General features: G+C 31.4%; 30 protein-coding genes and 4 pseudogenes. All 34 read left to right on the plus strand.

Going from position 1 to position 23263, the window contains the following annotated elements:
• Positions 1-9 precede the first annotated feature (9 nt).
• The 34 genes and pseudogenes from ACUN28_RS13040 (at position 10) to ACUN28_RS13205 (ending at position 23117) form a co-directional block, all read left to right on the plus strand.
• The gene (locus ACUN28_RS13040) at positions 10-522 is read left to right on the plus strand and encodes an Imm6 family immunity protein (protein ID WP_016087092.1); all 513 of its coding nucleotides are present in this window, start codon (positions 10-12) and stop codon (positions 520-522) included.
• Between the two features lie 248 nt (positions 523-770).
• Positions 771-1160, plus strand: a complete 390-nt coding sequence (locus tag ACUN28_RS13045; RefSeq protein WP_016087093.1) for a hypothetical protein — start codon at positions 771-773, stop codon at positions 1158-1160.
• Positions 1161-1606: 446 nt separating this feature from the next.
• Positions 1607-2077: pseudogene (locus ACUN28_RS13050) on the plus strand (Imm30 family immunity protein).
• A gap of 22 nt (positions 2078-2099) precedes the next feature.
• Positions 2100-2834, plus strand: a complete 735-nt coding sequence (locus ACUN28_RS13055) for a DUF4261 domain-containing protein (protein ID WP_016087095.1) — start codon at positions 2100-2102, stop codon at positions 2832-2834.
• A gap of 192 nt (positions 2835-3026) precedes the next feature.
• Complete coding sequence (locus ACUN28_RS13060; RefSeq protein WP_016087096.1) at positions 3027-3263, plus strand: hypothetical protein; 237 nt, start codon at positions 3027-3029, stop codon at positions 3261-3263.
• A 306-nt stretch (positions 3264-3569) separates the two neighbouring features.
• Positions 3570-3950, plus strand: a complete 381-nt coding sequence (locus ACUN28_RS13065; RefSeq protein WP_016087097.1) for a polymorphic toxin type 15 domain-containing protein — start codon at positions 3570-3572, stop codon at positions 3948-3950.
• A gap of 64 nt (positions 3951-4014) precedes the next feature.
• Positions 4015-4569: a T6SS immunity protein Tdi1 domain-containing protein gene (locus ACUN28_RS13070; protein WP_016087098.1), complete on the plus strand. Its 555-nt coding sequence runs from the start codon at positions 4015-4017 to the stop codon at positions 4567-4569.
• 399 nt (positions 4570-4968) lie between these two features.
• A complete protein-coding gene (locus ACUN28_RS13075; protein WP_016087099.1) occupies positions 4969-5748 on the plus strand; it encodes a hypothetical protein in 780 nt (259 codons plus the stop codon).
• Positions 5749-5767: 19 nt separating this feature from the next.
• Positions 5768-6164, plus strand: a pseudogene (locus ACUN28_RS13080) (pentapeptide repeat-containing protein); the annotation flags it as partial.
• 54 nt (positions 6165-6218) lie between these two features.
• Positions 6219-6875, plus strand: a complete 657-nt coding sequence (locus tag ACUN28_RS13085) for a hypothetical protein (protein ID WP_445423392.1) — start codon at positions 6219-6221, stop codon at positions 6873-6875.
• 63 nt (positions 6876-6938) lie between these two features.
• A pseudogene (locus ACUN28_RS13090) lies at positions 6939-7461 on the plus strand (DNA/RNA non-specific endonuclease); the annotation flags it as partial.
• A 7-nt stretch (positions 7462-7468) separates the two neighbouring features.
• A complete protein-coding gene (locus ACUN28_RS13095; protein ID WP_445423393.1) occupies positions 7469-7960 on the plus strand; it encodes an immunity protein YezG family protein in 492 nt (163 codons plus the stop codon).
• Positions 7961-8298: 338 nt separating this feature from the next.
• The gene (locus ACUN28_RS13100) at positions 8299-8643 is read left to right on the plus strand and encodes a DUF2185 domain-containing protein (protein WP_016087104.1); all 345 of its coding nucleotides are present in this window, start codon (positions 8299-8301) and stop codon (positions 8641-8643) included.
• A 730-nt stretch (positions 8644-9373) separates the two neighbouring features.
• Positions 9374-9865: an SMI1/KNR4 family protein gene (locus ACUN28_RS13105; RefSeq protein WP_033660170.1), complete on the plus strand. Its 492-nt coding sequence runs from the start codon at positions 9374-9376 to the stop codon at positions 9863-9865.
• A 268-nt stretch (positions 9866-10133) separates the two neighbouring features.
• A complete protein-coding gene (locus ACUN28_RS13110) occupies positions 10134-10865 on the plus strand; it encodes a PoNi-like cognate immunity protein (protein ID WP_016087106.1) in 732 nt (243 codons plus the stop codon).
• 118 nt (positions 10866-10983) lie between these two features.
• Complete coding sequence (locus ACUN28_RS13115; RefSeq protein WP_223261053.1) at positions 10984-11196, plus strand: polymorphic toxin type 15 domain-containing protein; 213 nt, start codon at positions 10984-10986, stop codon at positions 11194-11196.
• Between the two features lie 226 nt (positions 11197-11422).
• Complete coding sequence (locus ACUN28_RS13120) at positions 11423-11965, plus strand: T6SS immunity protein Tdi1 domain-containing protein (RefSeq protein WP_033660169.1); 543 nt, start codon at positions 11423-11425, stop codon at positions 11963-11965.
• Between the two features lie 334 nt (positions 11966-12299).
• Entirely contained in the window at positions 12300-12719 is a 420-nt protein-coding gene (locus ACUN28_RS13125) for a toxin-antitoxin system YwqK family antitoxin (RefSeq protein WP_016087109.1), read from the plus strand.
• Positions 12713-13101: pseudogene (locus tag ACUN28_RS13130) on the plus strand (hypothetical protein); the annotation flags it as partial. The gene ACUN28_RS13125 and the pseudogene ACUN28_RS13130, both read left to right, overlap by 7 nt.
• Before the next feature lie 318 nt (positions 13102-13419).
• Entirely contained in the window at positions 13420-14424 is a 1005-nt protein-coding gene (locus ACUN28_RS13135; RefSeq protein ID WP_016087111.1) for a DUF7018 domain-containing (lipo)protein, read from the plus strand.
• 16 nt (positions 14425-14440) lie between these two features.
• Positions 14441-14584, plus strand: coding sequence for a hypothetical protein (locus ACUN28_RS13140; RefSeq protein ID WP_016087112.1), 144 nt, complete (start codon positions 14441-14443; stop codon positions 14582-14584).
• Positions 14585-15058: 474 nt separating this feature from the next.
• On the plus strand, positions 15059-15574 hold the full coding sequence (locus tag ACUN28_RS13145) for a SecY-interacting protein Syd (RefSeq protein WP_016087113.1): 516 nt from the start codon (positions 15059-15061) through the stop codon (positions 15572-15574).
• A 400-nt stretch (positions 15575-15974) separates the two neighbouring features.
• Positions 15975-16445: a DUF6985 domain-containing protein gene (locus tag ACUN28_RS13150; protein WP_016087114.1), complete on the plus strand. Its 471-nt coding sequence runs from the start codon at positions 15975-15977 to the stop codon at positions 16443-16445.
• A gap of 226 nt (positions 16446-16671) precedes the next feature.
• Positions 16672-16821: a hypothetical protein gene (locus ACUN28_RS13155; protein WP_002096454.1), complete on the plus strand. Its 150-nt coding sequence runs from the start codon at positions 16672-16674 to the stop codon at positions 16819-16821.
• Between the two features lie 157 nt (positions 16822-16978).
• Positions 16979-17371, plus strand: a complete 393-nt coding sequence (locus ACUN28_RS13160; protein ID WP_000660887.1) for an immunity 22 family protein — start codon at positions 16979-16981, stop codon at positions 17369-17371.
• A 285-nt stretch (positions 17372-17656) separates the two neighbouring features.
• Positions 17657-18106, plus strand: a complete 450-nt coding sequence (locus ACUN28_RS13165) for a hypothetical protein (protein ID WP_016087115.1) — start codon at positions 17657-17659, stop codon at positions 18104-18106.
• 125 nt (positions 18107-18231) lie between these two features.
• Entirely contained in the window at positions 18232-19377 is a 1146-nt protein-coding gene (locus ACUN28_RS13170; protein WP_016087116.1) for a suppressor of fused domain protein, read from the plus strand.
• 189 nt (positions 19378-19566) lie between these two features.
• On the plus strand, positions 19567-19674 hold the full coding sequence (locus tag ACUN28_RS13175; RefSeq protein ID WP_223261054.1) for a deaminase domain-containing protein: 108 nt from the start codon (positions 19567-19569) through the stop codon (positions 19672-19674).
• A gap of 15 nt (positions 19675-19689) precedes the next feature.
• Entirely contained in the window at positions 19690-20046 is a 357-nt protein-coding gene (locus ACUN28_RS13180; RefSeq protein ID WP_016087117.1) for an Imm3 family immunity protein, read from the plus strand.
• A gap of 505 nt (positions 20047-20551) precedes the next feature.
• Positions 20552-20710 (plus strand): hypothetical protein, encoded by a 159-nt coding sequence (locus tag ACUN28_RS13185; protein ID WP_016087118.1) that lies wholly within the window; start codon positions 20552-20554, stop codon positions 20708-20710.
• Positions 20711-20861: 151 nt separating this feature from the next.
• Positions 20862-21278, plus strand: coding sequence for a tetratricopeptide repeat protein (locus tag ACUN28_RS13190; RefSeq protein WP_000422370.1), 417 nt, complete (start codon positions 20862-20864; stop codon positions 21276-21278).
• Positions 21279-21289: 11 nt separating this feature from the next.
• On the plus strand, positions 21290-21712 hold the full coding sequence (locus ACUN28_RS13195; RefSeq protein WP_016087119.1) for a hypothetical protein: 423 nt from the start codon (positions 21290-21292) through the stop codon (positions 21710-21712).
• A 307-nt stretch (positions 21713-22019) separates the two neighbouring features.
• Positions 22020-22475, plus strand: coding sequence for an immunity protein YezG family protein (locus ACUN28_RS13200; protein WP_016087120.1), 456 nt, complete (start codon positions 22020-22022; stop codon positions 22473-22475).
• Positions 22476-22628: 153 nt separating this feature from the next.
• Positions 22629-23117 (plus strand): SMI1/KNR4 family protein, encoded by a 489-nt coding sequence (locus tag ACUN28_RS13205; RefSeq protein WP_445423394.1) that lies wholly within the window; start codon positions 22629-22631, stop codon positions 23115-23117.
• Positions 23118-23263 lie beyond the last annotated feature (146 nt).

Below are 23263 nucleotides of genomic sequence, written 5' to 3' on the forward strand. Positions count from 1 at the left end.
ATGATGGTCATGGATTTTATTAATAAGCTCAATATAGAGGCCAAAGTTGCATTAGGATTGATAATAGCAGAAAATATGTTTAATATGATAAATATGGATGAAGATGGATATAAAACTGGTAGAGAAGCGCTAAATTCCTGCTGGAAGTGGCTTGAAGGTGAAAAAATTGATGCTGATGATTTGTGTAACTATATAGACAGCGAAGATTATATAGATGTAGCTGAATTTGCGAACGAAGAAAAAGATGCACAAAAACAGTATGCATGGTATTCAGTATTAGATGCTGTGTCTTATACAATTTATCAAGCGTATAAAAAGGAAAAAAGAAAATTCGTTCCTCAAGTGGTTGAAATAATTGATGATGAAACATTAAGAATATTAAGTGAAAACGCGATAGAATCTGGTTATTTTAAGGTTGAAAGTTTAAATAATATAAAAAAATACCTATTAGAAAATTACTCATTAAGCGGTAGTGTCGAAACCGGTAATTATATAAAAAGGGATAGCTTGCCATTAATTTAAAAACATAAAAAGTAATCTTATCCATTTCAAGTAGATAATATTAAAAAAACTAAGCAGCTACGATAGTTTGGAAGAGTCAATAAAAAAGAATTTAAAGATAACTATGAAAGTAGGGTGTATGGTAATGAAGCTGTTAGTGCATATGGTAATAACATGATGAGACATTACACCAACTTGAAAACTATCATAGATGATAAAATAATTGTTACTTTATAATGCACCAAATGGTGTGACTTAATAAGCGGTAATTGGTAACCCAGTTATCGCTTTTTGTTTTAACTAAGGGAACAGGTAATACTGTAAAAGATGTAGATTCAAAAGAACTTTTACCAAATGAAGGGGACATAGGAACGTATAAAGATCTAATTAAAGCAGGATCACCTGGTGATGACATTACACCTCATCACATGCCTTCAAAAGAATTCTTAGTAAGAAAACTGGAATGGGATTCTAAAAAAGCTAAAAATGACGGTATGGCAATGAATGTAGAACAACCGAAAACAGGTGGAAGACATAGAAGGGCTGAGACATACGGTCGAAATATGACTAATGAGGAGAAAGCGTACTACTATTCTTTAGAGTCGCGTGATGCTCTTGCTTTTGATTTGTTGAATTTGAGAAAAATATACATAGAATAAAATGTATATAAAGAGATCCTCCCAAATTTGAGAGAGTATGCTAGACAAGCAAGAGAGGATTATTATAAAAAAGAATTAAAGAAAGAATGATGATTTACTTTACTAGTCTATAATAGTAGGAACATTTTAGTTTTCAATTTTATTTGTCTTATGTATTTCAATAATATTTAATTTTATGTAACTACTCAGCCACTCTATAAAAAATCGACTGAAAAGCATTTTTTTAAATGGTCGAGAGGGACTGGCCATACATAGAAGCGGTTAGGGCCTATTTCTGCCACGCGTAAAGTTTTAAAACATAGAAAGAAAGCGAAGTGTATGTCCATTTTTATCTTCATGGCAGAAATCTATATGATGAAAAATGAGTACCTTTTACCAAACTTGTAAATGAAATATATGGCTGAGCAGTTACAATTTTATTAATTTTTTTAAAAGGAGAAGTTTATATGGACAGCAAATCTGAGATCAAGAGATTATATAGTTGTAGATTTTAAAAAAATCAATCGGAATGTGAAGAGTTTGACAGTGTATTAGAAAGCTTAGCAGATTGTGATGATGAGAAGCTTATTAAAGAGTTGTGTATAGTATTTGAGGATGAAACACAAGAGGAAGAAGTTATGTTTGGTCTAGTTCATTTTATTGAAGATTTTGAAATGGGAAAATATCTAACAGAGATGCCTAAAGCTTTACCAAAAATGGTTGAGAGTGCAAAAGAGTGGGCAATGCTACTAAACATAAGAATTTTAAATAATGATTTATATAGAAGTGAGTATGCTAAAATTCTTGTAGGAATGAATCATGATATAAAACTAACAGTAATCAATTTGCTTAATGAAATTATTTCTGACGATCCTAAAAGATTCGAGGGCGTTGCTAATGAAATTCTTAGCGAGCTAAAAGAAGTTGATAGAAAATAACTAATGGTGAGGAAGGGTTATTATGGAAAGCTCAAAAATAATTTTATGTATACCAGGGTTATGGAAAAACAGAAGTGAAATTGTTGAATTAGTGGCAAGACAAAGTGAAGGATATATTTTTGCAGGAAATAGTATTGGTAAGCTTGGTGAACCAATAGGATTTTTTGAAGCCGAGATTTATGGGTATGATGAACATTTGGCGGAAGCTTTCGAGATTGCAGGGAATGGTAAATTTACAGAAGAGCAACTTGATTGTATTAAAAACCATTTTTTAACTGTATATTTAGTTGGAGAAGGCGGATCTATTGATAAAATAGTAAAGATACTTGAAGTTGGGAATGTACTTTTAAAGGCTGGTGGACTTGGGGTTAAAGTTGAATCATCAGGTACTGCAAATACAATTGAAGAGTGGGCTAATATATATAATACAAATGATACAGTGGATTTATTTCAGGCATTTGTAACAGTAGTAGAAGAAACAGATTTTTACTACACATGTGGAATGCATTGTTTTGGATTACCAGATGTTATTGCTTTTAAAAATCAAATAATAACACAATATGCTCAAGATTTGATGCGGATTTTTTGCTTATACAATCTTATTGAGCAGCCTAAATTAGAAAATGGTTCTACGTTTAGTATAGATGAGAACAGTCCGAGTTTTATTTTAAGGTATGCTGAGTGTAGGCATTTTCCAGAAGATAATATATTTTATAATAAATATGGTATATGGGCATTAGTTAAAAAAAATACTTAAGTTTATTATGAATTGTACTCTATAAAATGGCCAGTTTAATAAAAAAAAATTTGAGAATATGAACTAAAAATGACTTTGGGATGTTAATCCAAAGTCATTTTTTATATTTATGCTATTGAGGAGTGCAAGCCAAAGGTTATTAGATTATAATTTCAATTTGAGGCGTATAAGAAAGAGAATCGGGAAAGTAACATGTCTTATGAGACCTATCAAAAGAGAAGATTAGACAGCCGTGCATTTAACTATGACTCAATCAAAGATCAACATGAACATAAGGAAGTTTGGCGTGATGAGGGGATACTGGGCACGACGCTATTGTTAGCTGGGTCTACAGTGTTCTTTCCACTAGCTGGTGCAGCATTATTTGCCTTTACAGCGAGTGTTGGTGTAATGGAAGTTTCCGGTGCAGTAATGGGAAAAGATTGTTGACACAACGGAAACTTGACACAAATGAACGTTGGTTACGCGATGTGTTGGGGGCGTAGATGTAGCACCTGTATCTAAAGGATTGCATGCATTTGGAAATGTCACAATTATGAAGGAAAATATAGATATGATTTAGTTTATTCAAATGATGAAGAACTATTACCGGATGATATTTTTGATTTATGGTTTGAGGAAGTGGAGAAAAGTAATTGCTAAAGTGAACCTTGATGGGCTGTATGCCTCTCAAGGTTTTTATAATTTTATACTGAAATTAAAAGCTTATAGTAAAAAGCGAAGCGTACGGGTGAAGTGAGGAACCTAGATAACGTTCCGCGAATTGATGAAATTGAAGTAAACTGTAATTATAAAACTAAATTCGATTCAGAAGAATTTGCAAGACAGTTAAAGGATCAAGAAAAAGGTATGAATGCATTAACTGTATATGAGTACCAGCAAAATCGGAAGCGATTTATTGATGAAGGTAGAGCAATAGAAGGAGATGCAGCACAACAAGCAGCTAGTTGGTTGAAAACACAGGTAGCACTTCATAATCCGGATCAAATAGCAGGGGGGAATCCGTTGCATATTGGTGGGCTGGGAGATAAAAGGATAAATTCTTCACTAGGTAGTCAATGGCGGTATAGAATTGATATTGTTGATGAACAAATCAAGGAATTGAAAACAGTTTAACCTTAGAACAACGGAAAAGTACGTATTTAAATGTTAAATTTACATAGTAAAGGAGGAATGTCAATTGAGTATTTATAGTGATTTTAAAAAAAATAGTAAAGTAGAAGAGTATACAATAAATAAGTATAAAGAATACCTTCCTAAAGAATTGATTGAAGCATGGAGAATTTATGGCTATGGGACTTTTATGGATGGCTATTTAAAAGTAATAAATCCGGATGATTTTAGTTCTTTAGTAAGCGACACATACTTAGGGAGTAAAGGAACAATTCCTATTTTTACTACATCCCTAGGTGATATTATAATTTTTGAGAAAGATGAAAATCAAGAGTCGTATATAGTGATGATTAACTATCGGAAAGGTAAAACAAAAGTTTTAGCCTCAAAATTCTCTTTGTTTATTAGATTTTTAGAGGAAGAAGCATTTAAACAAAGGGCATTAGGTTGGTTACCTTATCCAGAGGCAATAAAACAATATAATGAACCAGAGTATGAAGAATGTTTTGGTTATACACCTTTACTAGGGCTTGGTGGAGAAGAAAAAGTAGAGAATTTAAAAAAGGTGAAATTGAAGGAACATATTCTAATTATTACTGAGTTTATGGGCCCTGTCCAATAATAGAAAAAGCAGCATGTGTTTTGATCCTATGCGAATGGATATATAGGATTAGTTTTAATAACTTATACTTACTAATTCATTTGCACATATGTCAATGTCCGTATTGCTAAAATTAAATATACAATAACTCATAAGAAGGTTAATGAAAATAAAGTATATGTTGTGTGGAAAGAAAAAGAATAGGTTGTTAGAAAGTACGTACTTCATGATGGTTGGACCAAATGATAGTAAAGAAAAAGGAGTACGAGTTTTGGTGAGATGACATTTACTATTTGGATGATCTAAATACCGATAAAGTCACTCATAAGTGGGAAACTGATTCAGATTTACCTGGTGAAGATAAATGGGGAAATATAAAATAGTTACATGGCTTTATTTTTAGTATTAAGGAGGATATAAATGAAACCTAATTATTTTTCAATTTCAATGTACCCCACAGTATCTTTTAACGAGGAAGAGATACTGGGGCTTCTTCTGGATGTGTTTGAGTCAAATGAGAAATTTGCTCCTACTCATTGGGGCAACTGTGAAACAATACGGGTAGAATATAACCGTCAGGAAATTATTAGAAAAGTGAATTCGGAGCGTAGGGTATCTGAAGTTCACTTGTATCGTGATAAATCTGTTAATTATAGAGGGAGTTTTGAAGTTAATTTAAGCCATGGCTCATTTTTAGAGTTTGAGTTTCATAAATCTATACCAAAAAAATTCTGGCCGGATTTTTTTGAGTTATCCGACCAAATCGCAGAAATCGTGAAACCATCTTTTAGAGTGGCTCATATGTTTTGGCCAGTATCCTATCCGTGGAATACGGAACGTGAACGCTTACATAAGTGGATGAATATGTGTTCTCAACCTATACCAGTTAGGTTTCTTCCTAGCGGTCCTTTGGGGATAGGAACTAGAACATATTTTAGTAGTCATGTTTTGGATATGTTTGATAAGGAGTTAGTACTAAACAGTCCAGCCGTGGTATCAGAACTGAATTGGGGTGGGGTGTGCATAGATCTTTTACAAAATTCATTGGAAGTTGATATTGATACATTGCTTGATAGTTGGTTACATGTAATGAAATATTTGGAACCAGCTCAAGTAATGGCAATACCAAGTTTTGGTGATAATGGAAGAGGGGTATTCTTCTCACCTAATGTTGCTTGGAAGGACCATCTGAAAAGCTAAGTGAAAGGAGGTAGTAATAATGAAGGAGAATAGCAACAATAGAATAAAAGTCATGGAAATATTAAATATTAAATCGATCTCAATACAATGATGAGGTTATAGATGGACTAGATATGAGTGATTTAGATCTTACTTTTTCAGATTTTTCAGAGATGAGGGCAGAGTGTATCATGGCAAAACGAGTTCTGTTAAGGGCGTCTTCATTAATGAGAGCATCTTTTTTTGATTGTGATTTTGAGTTGGCTGATTTCAGGAGCTGTAATTTAGAGGAAATGCATATTGCAGATTGTAGATTTGGTGAAGCTAATTTCTCTAAGGCCAATATGAAATATGCAAAGGTAAATATAACTAGTTGTTTTGAAACATGTTTTGATGAAGTTGATTTTTCATATGGAGAATTAGTTGGAACTATATTATATGATGTAAATGTAAATTAATTGAAAATTGCAAGGGGTTATTGGAGGTGTAATGTGAAAGCTAATAAAGCATTTGAATGCGTATGTAATCTAATATCTGAAAAGTATTTAGATAATGGTCGGAAGTATTCTAAGTCTGGTCATTGGATGAGTAAAAAAGATAAAAATTTCATTTATAAGGTACTCTTTTATACAAGTTGGAATAATATATCTGATAAAAATGTAGTATTTTATGGTGAATGCGCAATTCTTCCTTTAAAATCTAAAGATAAAATATTTCATATTAATACACGTCAGTGCAATGTACCAAGCGGTCAGTTATATTGGAACATTGCAAATGAGGAAGAGTGGGAGCGGACAGTTAACGAATTCACTAATTGGTTAAATAGTGTATTTATGCCAATTGTAGAAAGGTGCAAGAATGATTTGAACAACTTTGTAAAAGAGGTTGTTGAAAGGGGTTTTTATCCTCAAAAGGGTTATATGGTAGATATAAATTTTATATTAACACACGGGTCGCGCGAATTAGCAGAGGAAGCTATCAAAAGATACTATAATAGTTTGGAAGATTCGATAAAAAAAGAATTTAAAGACAACTATGAAAATATGGTGTGTGGTAATGAAGCAGTTAGTACATATGGTAATAACATGATGAGAAATTACACCAATTTTAGAACTATCATAGAAAATAAAATAATTGTTACTTTATAGTATATAAAATAGTTTGACTTAGTAAGTGATAATTGGTACTCCAGTTATCGCTTTTTGTTTTAACTAAAGGGTACGGGTGAAACTCCTAAGATAGCTGAAATAAAAGAGAAAGATCTTAGGAAGCACATTATTAAAGGGAAAATGGAAGGAAAGAACTTGCGCCAAACGTCGCTATATTATTGAGGACGGTTATAAATATACAACAGATGAACTTGGTAGAATAGTAGATGTCGAGGCGGAAGGATTAATACTTCAAAAAGGAAAACGAAACACAGGAATGCAAGTGGCTGCAGGAAGAGAAGATAGATTGCCTGATGATGATTATGATGATGGTGGGCACTTGATAGGAACGCAATTCCATGGATCCGGTCATATTGATAATTTAGTCGCTCAAAATAAACAAATTAATCGTTCGGGTGTAGAATGGGCTAATGCATTAGGTGGAAAGCCTCCTAAAAAAGTATCAGTAAAGATTGAACCAGTATACTTAGGTTCATCGCTAAGACCAAACTTATTTAAAATAAAATACCAAATTGAAGGTCAACGTAAGGTAATACGTGAAATACTTAATAAAACAGGAGGTTGATGTAAAAGTGTTCGAATTAGAATTAAATAAAATCTATCAAAATATAGCTCAAAAAATAAATGATACAATTCCCGTAGAATGGGATATCTTTTATTTTAATGCAGAGATTCATAACCAAGAGGGTGGGGTATTATTCTTTTTCAATACCCCAGATAGATTAGATGAATATATATATTCCCATGATATACCAGATGTATTTAATGTAAGTGAAAAAGAATATGATAAGAAATATGATGAATTATTTCATTTAAGTATAGAGTTACAGGAAATATTTATAAAAAATAATCAGGCACTTTGGTATTCTTTTGACATGATTGTGACATCTGAGGGTAAAGTAAAAATTCATTATGGGTATACTAAATGGTATCAATCTACTTTTGGACCGAGTGACCGAGTGAATTATTTTGAATATAAATATTTAGGGAAGAAACCTAGTAATGAAAATGAGCGAAGAAAATTCGAAGAGATGAAAGAATATGAAGAGCAAAATAAATCTTAAAATATTTTTTGTTAAATTAAGGAATGCATTATTAGCGAGTAAATATGTAAAATATCCAAATTAACTAGCTTTAGTTGGGCTATTGAAAAAAAAGAATAGTGACGGATTAATGTTACTTATAAAACATATGAAATTAAAGAACTTGATTGTTATTTTGGACAACAAGTGCTTTTTTCATAGATGTATTTAAACTTAATGAATAATGCGCGGTATATATTAATAAAAGAAAATAAATTGTTAATATTGTATAATTGAAATTAGAAGAGCAAAAGGTGTGGGTTATACCAAAGAGTATTCTTTGAGAAATGATTTATTAACTCTTATTGAGGAGTGTGAATATGAAAGTTAATCATTCTGACTATGGAGGTTTTATTGTTTCTAAGAATGTTGTAGCCGGAAAACCAATACGTTATACATTTAGAGAAAAATCAGAAGTTCCTCAATTAAATGGGTGGACTATTTACTCTTCAGAAGATAATGATGAATATGTAAATGATTCTAGTAATTTTCAAGTTTTAGGAGCAAACTCTGTATTAGAAATAGCCCCAGTTATGTTAGGAATTTTTGATGCTCCCTATGGAACAGACCTATGTTGGTTGTATAAAGAAGGTGTTCATGTAGGATTTTATGATTTGATAAGTGAAGATGAGAAAGATATTGTTCAAATTGTAAAAGGAAATTGATGCTATTTTGTGAGTTCCTTGATCACTAACAAAAATACATTTCCAATAAGAAAAGTCAACAGCGACGTTAGGAGAACGTAATGGTCTGTTGACTTTTTTTATAGTGTCATTTCATGACAAGATTTATTTATCATCTTCGTTTAAGTTAATGGTTTCTTTGTTTTTACCAGCAATTCGTAGATTATTCAATTTGTTTTTACGAACTTCAAGGATAGCTTTTCTCATGTCTCGTTCGATTCGTTGCTTGTAAAGAAGTTCTGTAAATGCTCTAAAGCATTCATTGCCACTTCCAACATGCACTCGAATCAATCAATCTAAATAAAAAAGCTCGCCTTTTTCATTCTTATTTTTTCAACAAAAACCGACATTCGCTCGCAAATCCTCAATAATATTAATTTCATCGGCAATACCATTGATATTATAGTTTGTCGGCTTGATATTTTAAGATTCCCAATATTTTAAAGGGAATGATGTTAAGATTACAATGAAACTAGATAAAAGTTTATATATTAAGCTAGATGATATACAGTTTAAAAATTGAAAAAGGTGAAGTGCCAAGAGAACTTTTTACTCCACAATAGCTTGATCAGATTGAAAAGGGAAGAGCTAGAATAAAGGAGGTTACTTGGCACCATCATCAGGTTCCTGGAAAGATGTAATTAGTATTAGAAGATATTCATGGGGCAGTTAACCATATTGGTGGAAATAAATGATGGGGAGAGGGTATGAGATGAGAAAAGATTTAGAGTGGGAATATGCTGATGCAGAAGTATCAGAAACTAAGATTAAAGAAATTGGATTACAATTAGGCTTCCAGTTACCTCAAGATTATATTGAGTGTGTAAAAATAAATGGAGGTGCGAGTGTATTACCAGAAGAATTTAATGTAGGCAATGTAGAGCGTTGCTTTGGCAGTTTATTTAGTTTTGATGAGGAAAGTAGTGAGTACATTGTTAAAAAGTATGAAATATACAAACCTACGCTTCCGCAAAAGATTTTCCCTATTGCAATTGATCCAGCAGGAAATTTAATATGTTTTGACTATAAAAATGCCAAAAGTAACCCTGTTGTGGTATTTTGGGAACATGAGAATGCTGGCGAAAAAGAAATGTTAATGCGTCAAGAAGGGTTAACAGAAGCACAAGTAGAAGAACTGGCAAGAGAAAATGTATTTTACATTGCAGATACATTTACTGATTTTTTAAGTAAATTACACGATTAAAAAATATAATGATGAATGAAAAATAAAGTTTATGTGAAGTGGATAAAAAAATAATAGGATATTTGAACTATATACTCCATGATGGTGTTGTACCATCATGGAGTATTATGTGTAATGATAGAATAGAAAAAGAGGTACGAGCTTTGGCGAGATGACATTTTACTGGGGGCTGAATATAAATTATGGAATGTATATTAAACGAACTCGTACAAACTCGTAAGTTTTAACGTAATAGTTGTTACCACATATAAAAGGTGGAAGAGAAATTATGCTAAGGGATAAAATCAAAAATGATATATATTTTAACGAATTTATCGATTATGAGGAAAAGAGAATAGAAAAGTTTTTAATATTGGTTGAAAAGGTTATTGGGGAAAGAGGCAAAGGTGATAAAGGTGTAAGGAATGGATATATAGCGTTACAAGGATATCATTTTAATAAATTAAGGGCAATGTACTCTGCGGGTTGTTCTATTCAAACTATTCGTGATTTTTTACCTGAAGTAATAAATATAATGGAAAAAGCGTGGAATAAAGAAAGTGGATATATACGTATGTTATGGATGATATCTATAGCAGTAATGCTAAATGTTGAAGATAAAGAATTTAATAGACTAATAGCGATGGTCAGGAAAGAAGGATTAAATGATTATTTGATTAATTATTTTATTGCTTTTAGAAATGGTGAGCCATCAGATTTTTATGAGCAAAGTGAGTTTTATGTAAAAGATCCATATTTAAAATTAAAAGAAGTAATTGAGAGTAATAAAATTTCACAAGAGAATGCTATAAAAAATTTAGAGAAATATATAAAGGAATATTGGTATAAGGGACATTCAGAAGAAGCATGGTATGATGCACATGAAAATAAACATGACATTTATAGTGGTTACTGGAGTTTTGAAAGTGGAGCAATCGCTAAAATTTTAAAATTAGATGACTCAACCTTGAAAGATAGTTCATATTACCCTTATGATATGGTGCATTGCCAAGAAAAATAAATGTTAGAATCCACAGTGATAAAATTTTATACTGTGGATTTTTTAAATTTGTGTTTAAGTACCTACTAAGGATACGTGTGAAGGAAAGGACCTAGATAACGTTCCGCGAATTGATGAAATTGAAGTAGACTTTAATTACGTAACTAAATTCGATTCAGAAGAATTTGCAAGACAGTTAAAGGATCAAGAAAAAGGTATGAATGCATTAACCGTATATGAGTATCAGCAAAATCGGAAGCGATTTATTGATGAATGTAGAGCAATAGAAGGAAATGCAGCACAAAAAGCAGCAGGAGAAAGAGCATTAAGAGATAAATTGAATAAGGATTAACACTTAAAGAAGTGAATGAATGAAAACTCAAGCGGTCTTATATAATCCAGGTCAAGTCGCTGAGGAGATTCAGTATTTATGTTCTCAATGGAGGATTGAATAAATGTACTAGATGAACAAATTTGAAAAATATCTTCGAACGTGAATGAAGAGCAATTGAAAAATATCTATTTGAATGTCAAATTAACAAATTGAAGGAGGAAAAATTTTGCATACCTTAAAAATAATGAGTGAATTTAAACTGGAACAAAAAGTCCCTGAAAGTATAATTGAAAAATATTCTAATACACTTCCTGAATCATTAACTGGTATTTGGAAAGAGTATGGATTTGGAACGACCTTGAATGGATTTCTTAGGTTAATTAATCCTGAAGATTATTTTGAAATTGTGAAAGAAACATATATTAGACATCAAAATACAATACCATTATTTACAACAAGTATGGGGGATATCCTTTTGCTTGAGAAATATGGTGATAAATCATATATTATTCAATTAAATTATCGTAAAGGAAAATCAAAAGTCATTGCTTCTAAATTTGAGCTATTTTTAAGATTTCTTGAGGAAGAAGAATATTTAGAAGAAGACATAGAATGGAATCCTTATTTAGTAGCCATCCAAAATTACGGAATACCAGCTTATAATGAGTGTTTTGGTTATATTCCTCTTCTTGGATTAGGAGGGACAGAAAAAGTAGAGAATCTGCAAAAAGTTAAATTGATTGAACATATTTATTTAATTACGCAGTTTATGGGGCCGATTGAATAAATGATTGTAGACCAAGAGATTATTTAATGGTAGTCACCTTTATTTTAAATAATACTTATTTCCCGTAGCAAAAGGCTTGGATAATACCCCATTCTTCATAAAAAATCAAGAGGTATTACTTAATGGAAGTGTACGTAGATACGGTGAACGAACTTCAGTGAAAGCGTAAAAGAAGCACTAAAGAGGAATCCTAATGTTCGAGTAAAAGATTTAACTGTAAATGTTATAAGAACAGGAATTAATAAGAATAAGCCTGGTGAAATTACGTTCAAGTGTTGTCCACATTGTTCATATTTATTGAAGGAATTTGAAATGATATCGGAGGTTTCTAAATTTGGAAGATAAAATATTAAATGGAGAATACGTTATGAATAATGGCAAAAAGTTTGGAGAGGATTTTGGATATGGAGGAGATGAATACGATTCTTTTATAGTAGAATATGATCAAGACAATAATGAGCATATTTTTACTGGAATCATTTATGACTGTTATGAGAATGGTAATTTAGCAAATTACTATATGGTTAAGGATGGAATTAAAAATGGAGAAATGGTTAATTTTTATCCAAATGGACAAATTAAAGAAATTAAACATATAGAGAATAATACTTTAGAAGGTATACAAAAAGAATTTTATGAAAATGGTGTTATAAGATTAATGGAACATAGAGCTTTAGGGAGATTAGTGAGTTTTAAAAAATATGATGAAAAAGGAAAAATAGTAGAAGAAATGAAGGAAACAAACAAACAATGAAATCTACGATGTCAGATACCATAAATATTGGGGAAATTGGATTAGAACGCATACCAAAGTAGAAGAAAGATTACATGAAATGCAAAACGATCGATTTGCAATTAAAGATATTACTTATATAAATTCGGATCATGAGGGACTTCGAAAATATATAGTAATTTTAGCACTTAATAGCGACGGTATATTTGAAAATAATCCCCCTTTCATTGAGGATTTGCTCAAAGTAACCATCATGCTTAAAGAAGAACTAGATAATAAAAATTTTGTCATAGATTTAACCAATAAGACTGGAACATTATACACAACTTGGTTATCATCAAAAGAAATTAAAGAAGCAAATAATATCGAAGATCTTGTAAAAGAGAGATTTCCTGTGAATTAAATGTAAAATCCTTTTATGTTTGGTATTTGATGAGAACGCACAATATTTGAAAGTCTCAGTCCAAACCCATCAACTTAATATTTTTATAACAACCCATTCTAAAAATCACATGTATTTTTGTTTCGGGATGAATAAGGATAAATTTGGAATAAAGGTATACAAAGGGGGATTCTCTACAACCATAATACATGTTATCATATTATTAAAATCCCTGAAATTTCCTTTAAGAGCAAAAATGAGCTTATATTTGTTTATTTATTTTATGTTACAGTTCCATATGGTAGTCAATTAAAAAACTTTTAAATAGGAGTATACATAATGAAAGCAAAGAAACTCGTAATGTTAGCAATTCCAGTTATGTTATTAGTAGGTTGTGGGACAGATAAAGTAGACTCAAAAGCGAAGGATAAAGTAGAGTCTAAAGCAGAAACAAAAGAGAATTTATCGAAAGACATTTATCCAGTACGTATGACTAGCTTATCATCTGAGTTAATGGGAAAAATCACGAATATAGTAGAAGTAGCAATGAATAAAGAAAAGGATGAGAAAACTTTAAAGAAAGAAGTCCTAAAACAAGAATCTGAGTTACAAACAATCATTGCTAAGTTTGATAAGATTGAACCACCAAAAGAGTATGCAAAATCACATAAAGATTTACTAAAAGCAGTTGATTGTTATAGTAAAGCTTACTCAAAACAAGCTAAGTATTTTAAAGCAAATGAGAAGGATATAGACCCTGATAAGAAACAGGAAATCACAGAGTTAATCGAACGAGGTAATAAGTATTGGATATCAGGATTCCAACCTGTCCAAGACGAAACATCTAGAGTAGGCGCTGTGAATGCAAATAAATCTGTAAAGGATAAGCAGAGTGCATTGGGGGATACAGACTCTGACACGATAAAAAGAACAGATGATGCCCCTAAGTCAAACGATGTATCTAATTTAGAAGAAGTTACGAAGTATAAGCAAGACATTATAGACAGTTCGAATGCAATTGCAGATACAATGCACTTAATTGAAGGAATAGCAGGTTCAGACATCAAGGCTTATGTACAGAAGAAAAGTGAAATCCAACTAAGTGTAGGTGGAGCAAAAGCAAATGCTAAGAAACTAAAGGAATTAAAAGCACCTTCAGGATTTGAGGGAGAACAAAACGAGATAAAACAATCCATGCAATATTATGAAGATGCTTTCCAACTTCTATTTGATGCAATAGAGCAAGAAGATCAAGCTAAACTTCATGAGTCAATGGGTAAGACACGTATAGGTGCAAAGATATTTGATGAAGCAACAAAGGGTATTGCAGATAAATCAAAATAATAAAGGGAATATGTAAATGAAACGTAAATTGTTATCTTTAGTTGTTCCAATCATGTCATTGTCAGGAATAGCTTGTTCTAGCAAAGACGTTGCAGAAGAAAAGAAGACTGATAGTTTGCAAGTAGCTGTAGATTATCAACTCAAGCCCCCACTGAGATGAAACATTTCAGTGGGGGCTTGAGTTAGAACGATAGGTCTTTTCGTCTATCGCTAGGAAGTTTGACGCTCTAGCATTCATGCCACCTTATGGTAATGCCCCAAGTATGTTTTTTGTTGGTACTAGAAACGAACAATCGTTTCCCCACTTGCACTATCCTTTCGAAAAACGGTAGTCCTGTTGTGATAATATCAAGTGATAAACCCGATTTAAATGGGATTCCTCCTCAACCAAGACTTTGGGGAAGAATAGTGAAATTTATTATACTGATCCAAGTAGTGGTAAAGTGACTCACATATGGAACTATAATCCGATTCTACCTGGTGGAGGTCAGGTTATGCCTGTACCCTCAAAGCCATACCCAGGGTTAGAGTGGATTCATCATCCTGAGAAAAGCGCAGGAGTTTGGGGAAATGACCAAAAATATGCTGAACGATTAGAAAAGTAAGGGTGATTATTTTGGTAATGAAGGATGCTATGAGCAAATATTTTAATTTAAGAAAAGAATATTTTGATAAAGGGTTAGATTTTTTATTTAAAACGCCATACAGCGAAGAAGTGGCTTCATTTATATATAAGGGTGAAATGGATGATGAAAAAGAAATTTCATGGAAACCTATTGAAAAAAATAATAAGAATGATTTAACGATGATTGAGGAAAGGTTTGAAATTAAACTGCACACTTCAATTGATGATTATTTTAATTCTTATTGGTTTGCTGATTTAGATGGATTTATTGGTAATCATTATATTAGGCTAGAACCTGTATTACCAAATATTGAATTGGATTCCTTCGAAAGTAATTTAGAAGGGTATAAAAACAATCATAATAAGGTTGATAAGACTCCGATAGGTGTAGAGGGGAACGGTTTGATAGTTGTGTTACATAATGTAAGTGGTAAGGTTGAATTGGAGAATTTTGAACGAGGTTCGTTTAAAGCGATTTCGGATAGTCTAGATGAGTTGATTTCTAATTTAAAGTTACAAAAATAATATACTAAGAACATTTATATGAAAAAATGTCTGATATGAAGTGTAGCCTAAGTGTTAGATACAATTGGACTGCAGTTTTTTATAGAAAGATGTAATAAAAGATCAGGCTAAGACCTACAAAATTTATGCTATTTAAAAAACATATGAACTTAAAGTGCTTGATTGTCTACGAAGGCAACAAGTGCTTTTTTTATTAGTGCATGCAATGCTATAAAATTATTTTATATGAATTCAAGTTAACAAAATTTGCTAATATTATATAATTGAAAATATATTAGCAAAAGACATGGACAATACCCCATTCTTCATAAAAGATCAAGAAACATTACTTAATGGAAGTACACGTAAATAGGGTGGAACGAACTTCGGGAGAAAGAGTAAACAATAAAGGAGATATGTAATGAAAATAAATGATGCCGATTTTGGCGAACTTGAGTTTAATAATTATGATTGGATTGGATATAAAAACATTGATTTTTTTGGGAACGAAGTTAAGGTGACGTTAATAGTTAGGGGAGAAGATGATGGTCATTTTGAGAAAGAACAATATACGGCATATAACTTTTTAATAGAAAGATGGCTACAATTACAACAAAGTATTTTAGAGTCTATATTAGATTATTATAAACAAAAAAGAGATGAACTTGGTTACGATGTTGAGCCTAACGAAAGTTATCCTTTAATAGAAACAGCTACTCAAGTTCTTGAAAAAATAACCTTAGTTGGAATTTTTATTCCGGATAATGATCTTATCGATTTTCTTGATATTGGACTTACATTTGACTGTACGTGGGATATGGAAAATGGATTAGGTCTTTGTCTTATGAAAGGTGAAGTAACAGAGGTAGGTTATCAGGATGTTGTATTTTAAATTTTGAAGCCTATTTTTATAGAGACAATAATATTGTTTAATTATTCATTCGTAATATATGAGCTGCAGCTTTAAAAGAAAAATCACCAAAAGAAGTAACAGTTAAGGTTGATGTAATATACTTTGGGAATGATATGAGTCTATACAAATTTATAGTTACTTACAATATAGATGGTAAGCCAGGTAATGCAAAATTAAAAATTTTATAAAAGGAGGGAAATGTAGTATGAAAGAGTTTGAAGATAGATTTAGTGAATTGCAAGCTGATATGGTATCCATATGTATGGAATATGTTGAAGATAGAGCGGATAAAGTATATATTTACGCTTCATGTGAAGTTACCAACATAGGAGCTAGTAATATTAATACAAAATAACTAGGAGGATTCAAATGATAGAACTGAATTTTTAACTATAGGCAAAAAGTATGTATTAAATGACGATCCTATTACTAATAATGATGAGAAGAAAGTTTAATAAATAGTTTGTAGGTTTATGTATAAAAGAATGTGTGAATAGAAAGGTAGTAAAATTATGAAAGAGAAAGTATCCATATGGGTTGGAAATTTTGAGAGTAAGGATGAATTTTTGAATTATACAAATAATGAATATACAGAAGATGGAGATAGTATATCTTCTAATTTCGAAAAGGACTTTAATTTGATTTATTATGATCGTGATTTAGTTGAAAAGGAATGGGTTAGTCAATCAAAAAATAATATAAAGGATTTATTGAAAGGTTTTTCTTACGTTGATCAATTTATTCAACGATTTAAGTATACAAACTGTGAAAAGAAATTTAACGCAGCCATTTTAATTTACAATATGGAATACAATGCTAAGCAAAGAAAGGTTAAATATAAAAGTAACGAATTAGAATTTGTTGGAATTTATCAATATAGTATACCTATTGATGATAGATGGTAAATTTAAAGTTGGCTATAATTATGAGTATCTTCCAGAGGTAAATTCGTATGAATGACAATATGGGAATATACAATTTAACCTCATACCTAAATCTAATTTCAAAAAGAAATATTTGGACATTCATGAAGGGAAGAAAGTTTGAGTACAGTGGATTGTACTAGTACTGGATTGAGCATATTAAAACTTATAGTAGATTAATACAAATTCATATTAGTTTAATAATCAATGTAAAAAGATGATGTAATACATATACTATTAGAATGAAAGCATTAGGAGAGGCAATTTATGATAATAATGAATAATTACTCCAAGGTAGGAACATATATCATGTTAGAAAGTAGCGGATATTCAATAGTCGAAAAGAACAAGGTAGAGTTGGTTAGACAAGGTGTTGGAGGATTTAGTGAAGATGGGCAGGTAGTTGGTATATATATTAAAAATAACAAATTATATTTTTTCTATAATGGACTTTCATTTGAAACATCGATAGGCAATTTCATTTGTGTAAATAGGTATATTTCCAAATATGAAAGATGTTTTAGTGTAACAATAGCAGGCCGAAATATCTGCCATATAGTTTACGAGCCTTTTATTGATCCGGGAATGATCTATTATGATGCAGATCCTGAAGAGTTTGATGTGTTACTATACTTAAGTAAATTATTGAAGAACGAGGATTCTATTAAGAGATTTTTGTACGGAATGGAAATGCTAAAAGAGCAGCATAAAGAATAGTGTTTTGGGTGTGGATACAATGAACTTTAAAATGTAGTACCATTACGAGTTAATTTGAATAACGCTATAAGAAAATTATCGGCATTTTTACGGAGAAAAAAAGAAGTTGAGATAAGGGGATTAATATGCAAAATATTCAACTAGCTAAAGGAATTCGTACAGCCATTAAGCAAAATAATGTTAAAGGTGTAGTTGAGTTAATTGGTTCAGATACTGAGCTCTTGAATATGTCGATGAGACCGTTTGGAACTTTTCTTCATGTTGCAGCCACACATGGAAAGCTTGAAATAGTCAAGCGACTTATAGAATTAGGTGCTGATATAAATAAGCGCGGTGATGTATATGGTGGTGGGGCACTTAACCAAGCGGCTTCAAAAGGACAGTTTGAAATTGTTAGGTATCTATTGACTTGTGGAGCTGAAATGGATACGAGTGAACCGGAAAGGAATCCTTTGTTTGGTGCTATTCAGGGTGGATATATAGATATTGTAAAACTTCTGATTGAAAATGGAATTGACATTCACGTTAAGTACACGGGAGAATATATGAAAAATATGAATGCGTTAGCATTTGCACATGAACAAGGGCAAATAGAAATAGCGAATTTATTGGATGCTACTAAAAGAGGGGCATATAAAGATACTGGGGAAAATGAAAAAACTGAGATTTTAGATTATATAACAGAACAATTCGGCCCCATTGAGGATACTATCAGTGAAATCATACCCGGTAGTAAGGTATCAATTGATATTCAAATTATATTGCCATCAAAAAAACATGATTTTATAACTCTTGTGACTACTGGGATGAGTGATTTTGCAATGGATGATTCGGAAGACAGTAAGGGATTTAAGTATGCTGAATTAGTATTAAAGTTGCCTGCAAATTGGCCAATAAACAAAACAGAATTGACGAACAAAGATAATTATTGGCCTTTGAAGTGGGTGAGAATGGCTGCTCACATACCTCATAAATATGATGGTTGGTTAGAGGAAGGGGTCATTCTTCCAAATGGAGAACCTCCAATGCCATTTGCTTCTAATACAGAATTATCATGTATTTTAATCGGTAGATCTAAAGAGGTAAGAAGTTTTGTAGATTCAGAAAATAGAATGATTAATTTTTATACTTTAATACCTATTTATACAGAAGAAAGAATCAAAGCTTTACAAAAAGGACATGAATATTTAATAGGAAAATTTGATGAATGTGGTGTTTCAGATGTACTTGATATTAAAAGAGAAAACATTGGATTAAAAGAACAAGACTAGAGGTATTACATTTACTTGTTATAATATGTTTGATACGTAAGAATATTATGCCAGTATCCATTGACCATGGATGCTGGTTTTTTAACAGATATAAAAAATTGTAAGATTGAGTATAAGTTTTTGAATGAAATTGCTTTAAAACTGGGGTATGCTGTAAATATTACTGGTAAAATTATATCATTTAGATAAATGGATACGTGTGATAGTTGTAGCAAAGTAATAGCTGAATTTGCTAATAAATATAAGAATATTGAATTGGAAGTTATTCGCAATAACGATGAAAGACTTAAACTATAAAAGAGGAGTGATATCATGGAAGACTGGGAATATAATGAAATATTTGAGGTGATTAACGAAGACTATAATGATTATTTAAAATTAAATAGGGGACATGATTATGCAATAGCGAGAACTGTTAATGAATATATAAATGTTGGAAAGGTAGAAGACTTTATTGTTGATACTGCTGTAGGTGAAATATTGTTATCCAAAAATGAGGTCTTTATTGGATATGTTGAAGGGATAACAAAGAGATTAAGTATGTTTAAAGATTTAGATGTTACAAACGAACTGACACATGAAGAAATAGTAGACTTGACTAATAGGGTAGAGAAAGTACTAGATGGTCTTAGTAAGGTTGAGATAGATTATAACCTTTATTTCGAGTAGTTATTTGCGAAATTGAACAAGAATATTTTTAAATTATGAATTAATGATGTGCTTTTTATGGATATTTACTTTGGACAACATGAAAGATGATATGCTGAAATTCAGAGCCCATGAAGGTAGTACCATCATGGAGTACAATGTACGATGATAGAATAGAAAACAAAGTACGAGCTTAGGCAAAATGAAATTTTACATAGTGGTGAATATAAACACATGGAATGGGCATGAAACCAATAAACCCATAAGTTTTTACGTAGTAGTTGTCAATACATATAAAAGGTGCCATAGTACTCTAAAACTTACAAAATTAATGCTATTTAAAAGAGATGAACTTTGAGTACTTGATTGTCAGCTAAAGACAACAAGTGCTTTTTATTTTAAGATTACAACATAGGGTACGAGTAATGTACCTAAAGGCTATTATCAATCAAGATGCAAATGGAAAATGGCATCGACCTGGTGGGGAATACGCCTGGGAAAGGCTCCAATACGGGGAGAGAAGTAAATGGAAATAATAAGAAATTCAATTTCATCGAAAATCCGTACAAAACGTGATGGTGAAATAGAATTTATGGCAAGTGATAATAAATGGTATCCTCTAGATCAAGCAGATATGACTCATTTAACTGATGTAGTTTTATGGTGGAATAGTACATACAGGTAGACATTATGGAGCGAAGTCCCCAGCGGTTAGAGAATGGATGTTAGACTCCAATAATTATGTATTAGATCATGATAGTTTAAATCGATTCGCAGGTACAAAGTTAAATGAAAACTACTTGCCAACAAATAAATAATTATTGGGAGGATTTATATTGGAACTCAACGATCAAGTGTATGACCGAATTGTGAGATTATGTAACAAAGGAGATGCTTTTGTTGAAAAAGGAAAAGATGATAAAGCAATTGAGAGCTATATAGCTGCTCTGGATTTGGTTCCGTTACCGAAGACCGATTGGGAAACAAGTACATGGATTTATACAGCATTAGGAGATACTTATTTTTTAAATTGTGAGTATGAGAAAGCAAAAAGTAATTTATATAATGCACGAAACTGTCCGGATGGTATTTCAAATCCATTTATTTTACTGAGGCTTGGAGAGAGTTTATTCGAGTGTGGGGAGCTTGATAAAGCTAAGGAGTATCTGTTAAGAGCTTACATTTTAGAAGGCTATAAACTCTTTTTTAATGAGGATGATAAGTATTTTGAATTGATTAAGGATATGATTTGAGGAGGATAAATATGGCCATTTTACAATCACCTATAAAAGAAGGATTCGAAAGTCTTTTGGAAAAAAGCAATGAACAATTTAATAATGGTAACTATAATCATTCTATTGTGTTATTAGAAGAGGCATGGGATATAATACCTGACCCTAAAGGTATTTATTGTGAAGAGAGTTACCATTTAGTTAAGGATATTATCTCCACTTGTTTTATGCTAAATGATTTAAAAAAAGCAAAAGAGTGGGCAGATAAAATATTTTTAACTGGATTTGCACGTATAGATTCCGGTGATAAGGAATTTATTGCAGGAAAAGTTTCTTTTGAATTAGGTGATTTAGAAACCGCAAAAGAATTTTTTAGTATTGCCAATAAAAAATCAGAAGGTAGATGTTTTGGGAATCCGAAGAATACTAAGTATCTTAAATTATTAAAAAGTTAAATGTTTAGCTGCGTAAAAGGGCAAGATTATGCAGGACATTTGGCAGGTGATAGATTTGAAGGTTCACCTGAAATTGAAAGTTTAGTTTCGCAATTAACTGATGTGAATTTGAAGAAATATAAATAAGTTGAAAATAAATGAGCTGCAGCTTTAAAAGAAAAACCACCAAAAGAAGTAACAGTTAAGATGGATATTATATACTTTGGAAATGATAAGAATCCAGACAAATTTATAGTTACTTACACTATAAAAAAGGTAAGCCAGGTAATGCAAAATTTAAAATTTTATAAAAGGAGTGTAATGTAGTATGAAAGAGTTTGAAGATAAATTTAGTGAATTGCAAGCTGATATGATATCCATATGTATGGAATATGTTGAAGATAGAGCTGATAAAGTATATGTGTACGCTTCATGTGAAGAAGATATGATTTCTAGTAGTTTCTTTTATTTCATTAACAATAAGTATGTAGAGTGTCACAAGGTTAATGATGCATTGGAAAATGGAGAAAAAAGATATGATGTATCTCCAGAACAAATGTTTCAGGTTCTACAAATTATAAGTGAAGATATCGAAGGAATTGAAATGTTATGCAAAGTATACGAAAAAGATATGCCAACTGAGATGAAATTAATATACGATGCTAAGAGTGGTAAGTTTAAAGCTGAATATGAGTATGATTTAATCCATACAAATGATGATATAAAAACGGCGGATGATTTTGCTGATGAGTGGTTTGAGGAAGTGAAAAATAATAACCTTTAAAAAATCAAAATTAATAGATATATTTAAATTGAATTAATAACTCATGAAAGTTTGAGCATTCATTTGTAGAATAGCGATAATACCAAATTCCAGATAAAGTGCAATTGGTATCAACCACTTAGATGAAAATAAATTATGGGGAGATGGTATTAGATGAGTCATATAGAATGGGATAACCCAGATAAACTTGTTAGTCGGCATTATGTGCTAGAGGTAGCCCGAAAAATGGGCGTTCATTTTCCACAAGATTATATTGAATGTGTACTTGAAAATAATGGTGCAAGTGCAGAACCCGAAGCTTTTGATGTAAACGAAGTAGAGCGGGTATTTGGCTCGTTACTTTCTTATGATGAAAAACGCATAGAGAATATATTAAAGATTTATGAAAATTATAAAGGAACAATTCCTAATCAGGTTATTCCTTTTGCAATTGATCCTTCAGGAAATTTGATCTGTTTTGATTATAAAAATCATGAAGAAAATCCAATTGTCATCTATTGGGAGCATGAAGGCGCATGGGAGAAAAAAGTGTTAATAAAAAGTGAAGGGATTACAACAGAAGAAGCAGAGAAAGTTGCAAGGGAAAATGTATTTTTTGTTGCTAATACGTTCACAGAGTCCTTAAGTAAATTACATGATTAATAGAAAGTTAAAATGAAAGGGTTATTTCATAATTAATTAGAGGAATGGGGAAAAATGAATCAAAAAAACCTATTAAATTATTAAAAAACTGGTGCCTGTATTGTTTCAAAAAATATAATTAATAAAACAGGAAAATTGAAACGGAT

The sequence above is a fragment of the Bacillus sp. WC2507 genome (genome assembly GCF_052656125.1).

Excerpts from the sequence above, each read along its gene's own strand:
- ACUN28_RS13170 (WP_016087116.1), top strand. The coding sequence starts at position 18,232 with ATGCAAAATATTCAACTAGCTAAAGGAATTCGTACAGCCATTAAGCAA.
- ACUN28_RS13155 (WP_002096454.1), top strand. The coding sequence starts at position 16,672 with ATGAAAGAGTTTGAAGATAGATTTAGTGAATTGCAAGCTGATATGGTA.
- ACUN28_RS13185 (WP_016087118.1), top strand. The coding sequence starts at position 20,552 with ATGGAAATAATAAGAAATTCAATTTCATCGAAAATCCGTACAAAACGT.
- ACUN28_RS13180 (WP_016087117.1), top strand. The coding sequence starts at position 19,690 with ATGGAAGACTGGGAATATAATGAAATATTTGAGGTGATTAACGAAGAC.
- ACUN28_RS13140 (WP_016087112.1), top strand. The coding sequence starts at position 14,441 with ATGAAACGTAAATTGTTATCTTTAGTTGTTCCAATCATGTCATTGTCA.
- ACUN28_RS13195 (WP_016087119.1), top strand. The coding sequence starts at position 21,290 with ATGGCCATTTTACAATCACCTATAAAAGAAGGATTCGAAAGTCTTTTG.
- ACUN28_RS13200 (WP_016087120.1), top strand. The coding sequence starts at position 22,020 with ATGAAAGAGTTTGAAGATAAATTTAGTGAATTGCAAGCTGATATGATA.
- ACUN28_RS13110 (WP_016087106.1), top strand. The coding sequence starts at position 10,134 with ATGCTAAGGGATAAAATCAAAAATGATATATATTTTAACGAATTTATC.
- ACUN28_RS13135 (WP_016087111.1), top strand. The coding sequence starts at position 13,420 with ATGAAAGCAAAGAAACTCGTAATGTTAGCAATTCCAGTTATGTTATTA.
- ACUN28_RS13120 (WP_033660169.1), top strand. The coding sequence starts at position 11,423 with ATGAGTGAATTTAAACTGGAACAAAAAGTCCCTGAAAGTATAATTGAA.
- ACUN28_RS13165 (WP_016087115.1), top strand. The coding sequence starts at position 17,657 with ATGATAATAATGAATAATTACTCCAAGGTAGGAACATATATCATGTTA.
- ACUN28_RS13205 (WP_445423394.1), top strand. The coding sequence starts at position 22,629 with ATGAGTCATATAGAATGGGATAACCCAGATAAACTTGTTAGTCGGCAT.
- ACUN28_RS13060 (WP_016087096.1), top strand. The coding sequence starts at position 3,027 with ATGTCTTATGAGACCTATCAAAAGAGAAGATTAGACAGCCGTGCATTT.
- ACUN28_RS13105 (WP_033660170.1), top strand. The coding sequence starts at position 9,374 with ATGAGAAAAGATTTAGAGTGGGAATATGCTGATGCAGAAGTATCAGAA.
- ACUN28_RS13100 (WP_016087104.1), top strand. The coding sequence starts at position 8,299 with ATGAAAGTTAATCATTCTGACTATGGAGGTTTTATTGTTTCTAAGAAT.
- ACUN28_RS13175 (WP_223261054.1), top strand. The coding sequence starts at position 19,567 with ATGGATACGTGTGATAGTTGTAGCAAAGTAATAGCTGAATTTGCTAAT.
- ACUN28_RS13150 (WP_016087114.1), top strand. The coding sequence starts at position 15,975 with ATGAAAATAAATGATGCCGATTTTGGCGAACTTGAGTTTAATAATTAT.
- ACUN28_RS13160 (WP_000660887.1), top strand. The coding sequence starts at position 16,979 with ATGAAAGAGAAAGTATCCATATGGGTTGGAAATTTTGAGAGTAAGGAT.
- ACUN28_RS13040 (WP_016087092.1), top strand. The coding sequence starts at position 10 with ATGGATTTTATTAATAAGCTCAATATAGAGGCCAAAGTTGCATTAGGA.
- ACUN28_RS13075 (WP_016087099.1), top strand. The coding sequence starts at position 4,969 with ATGAAACCTAATTATTTTTCAATTTCAATGTACCCCACAGTATCTTTT.
- ACUN28_RS13055 (WP_016087095.1), top strand. The coding sequence starts at position 2,100 with ATGGAAAGCTCAAAAATAATTTTATGTATACCAGGGTTATGGAAAAAC.
- ACUN28_RS13145 (WP_016087113.1), top strand. The coding sequence starts at position 15,059 with ATGAGCAAATATTTTAATTTAAGAAAAGAATATTTTGATAAAGGGTTA.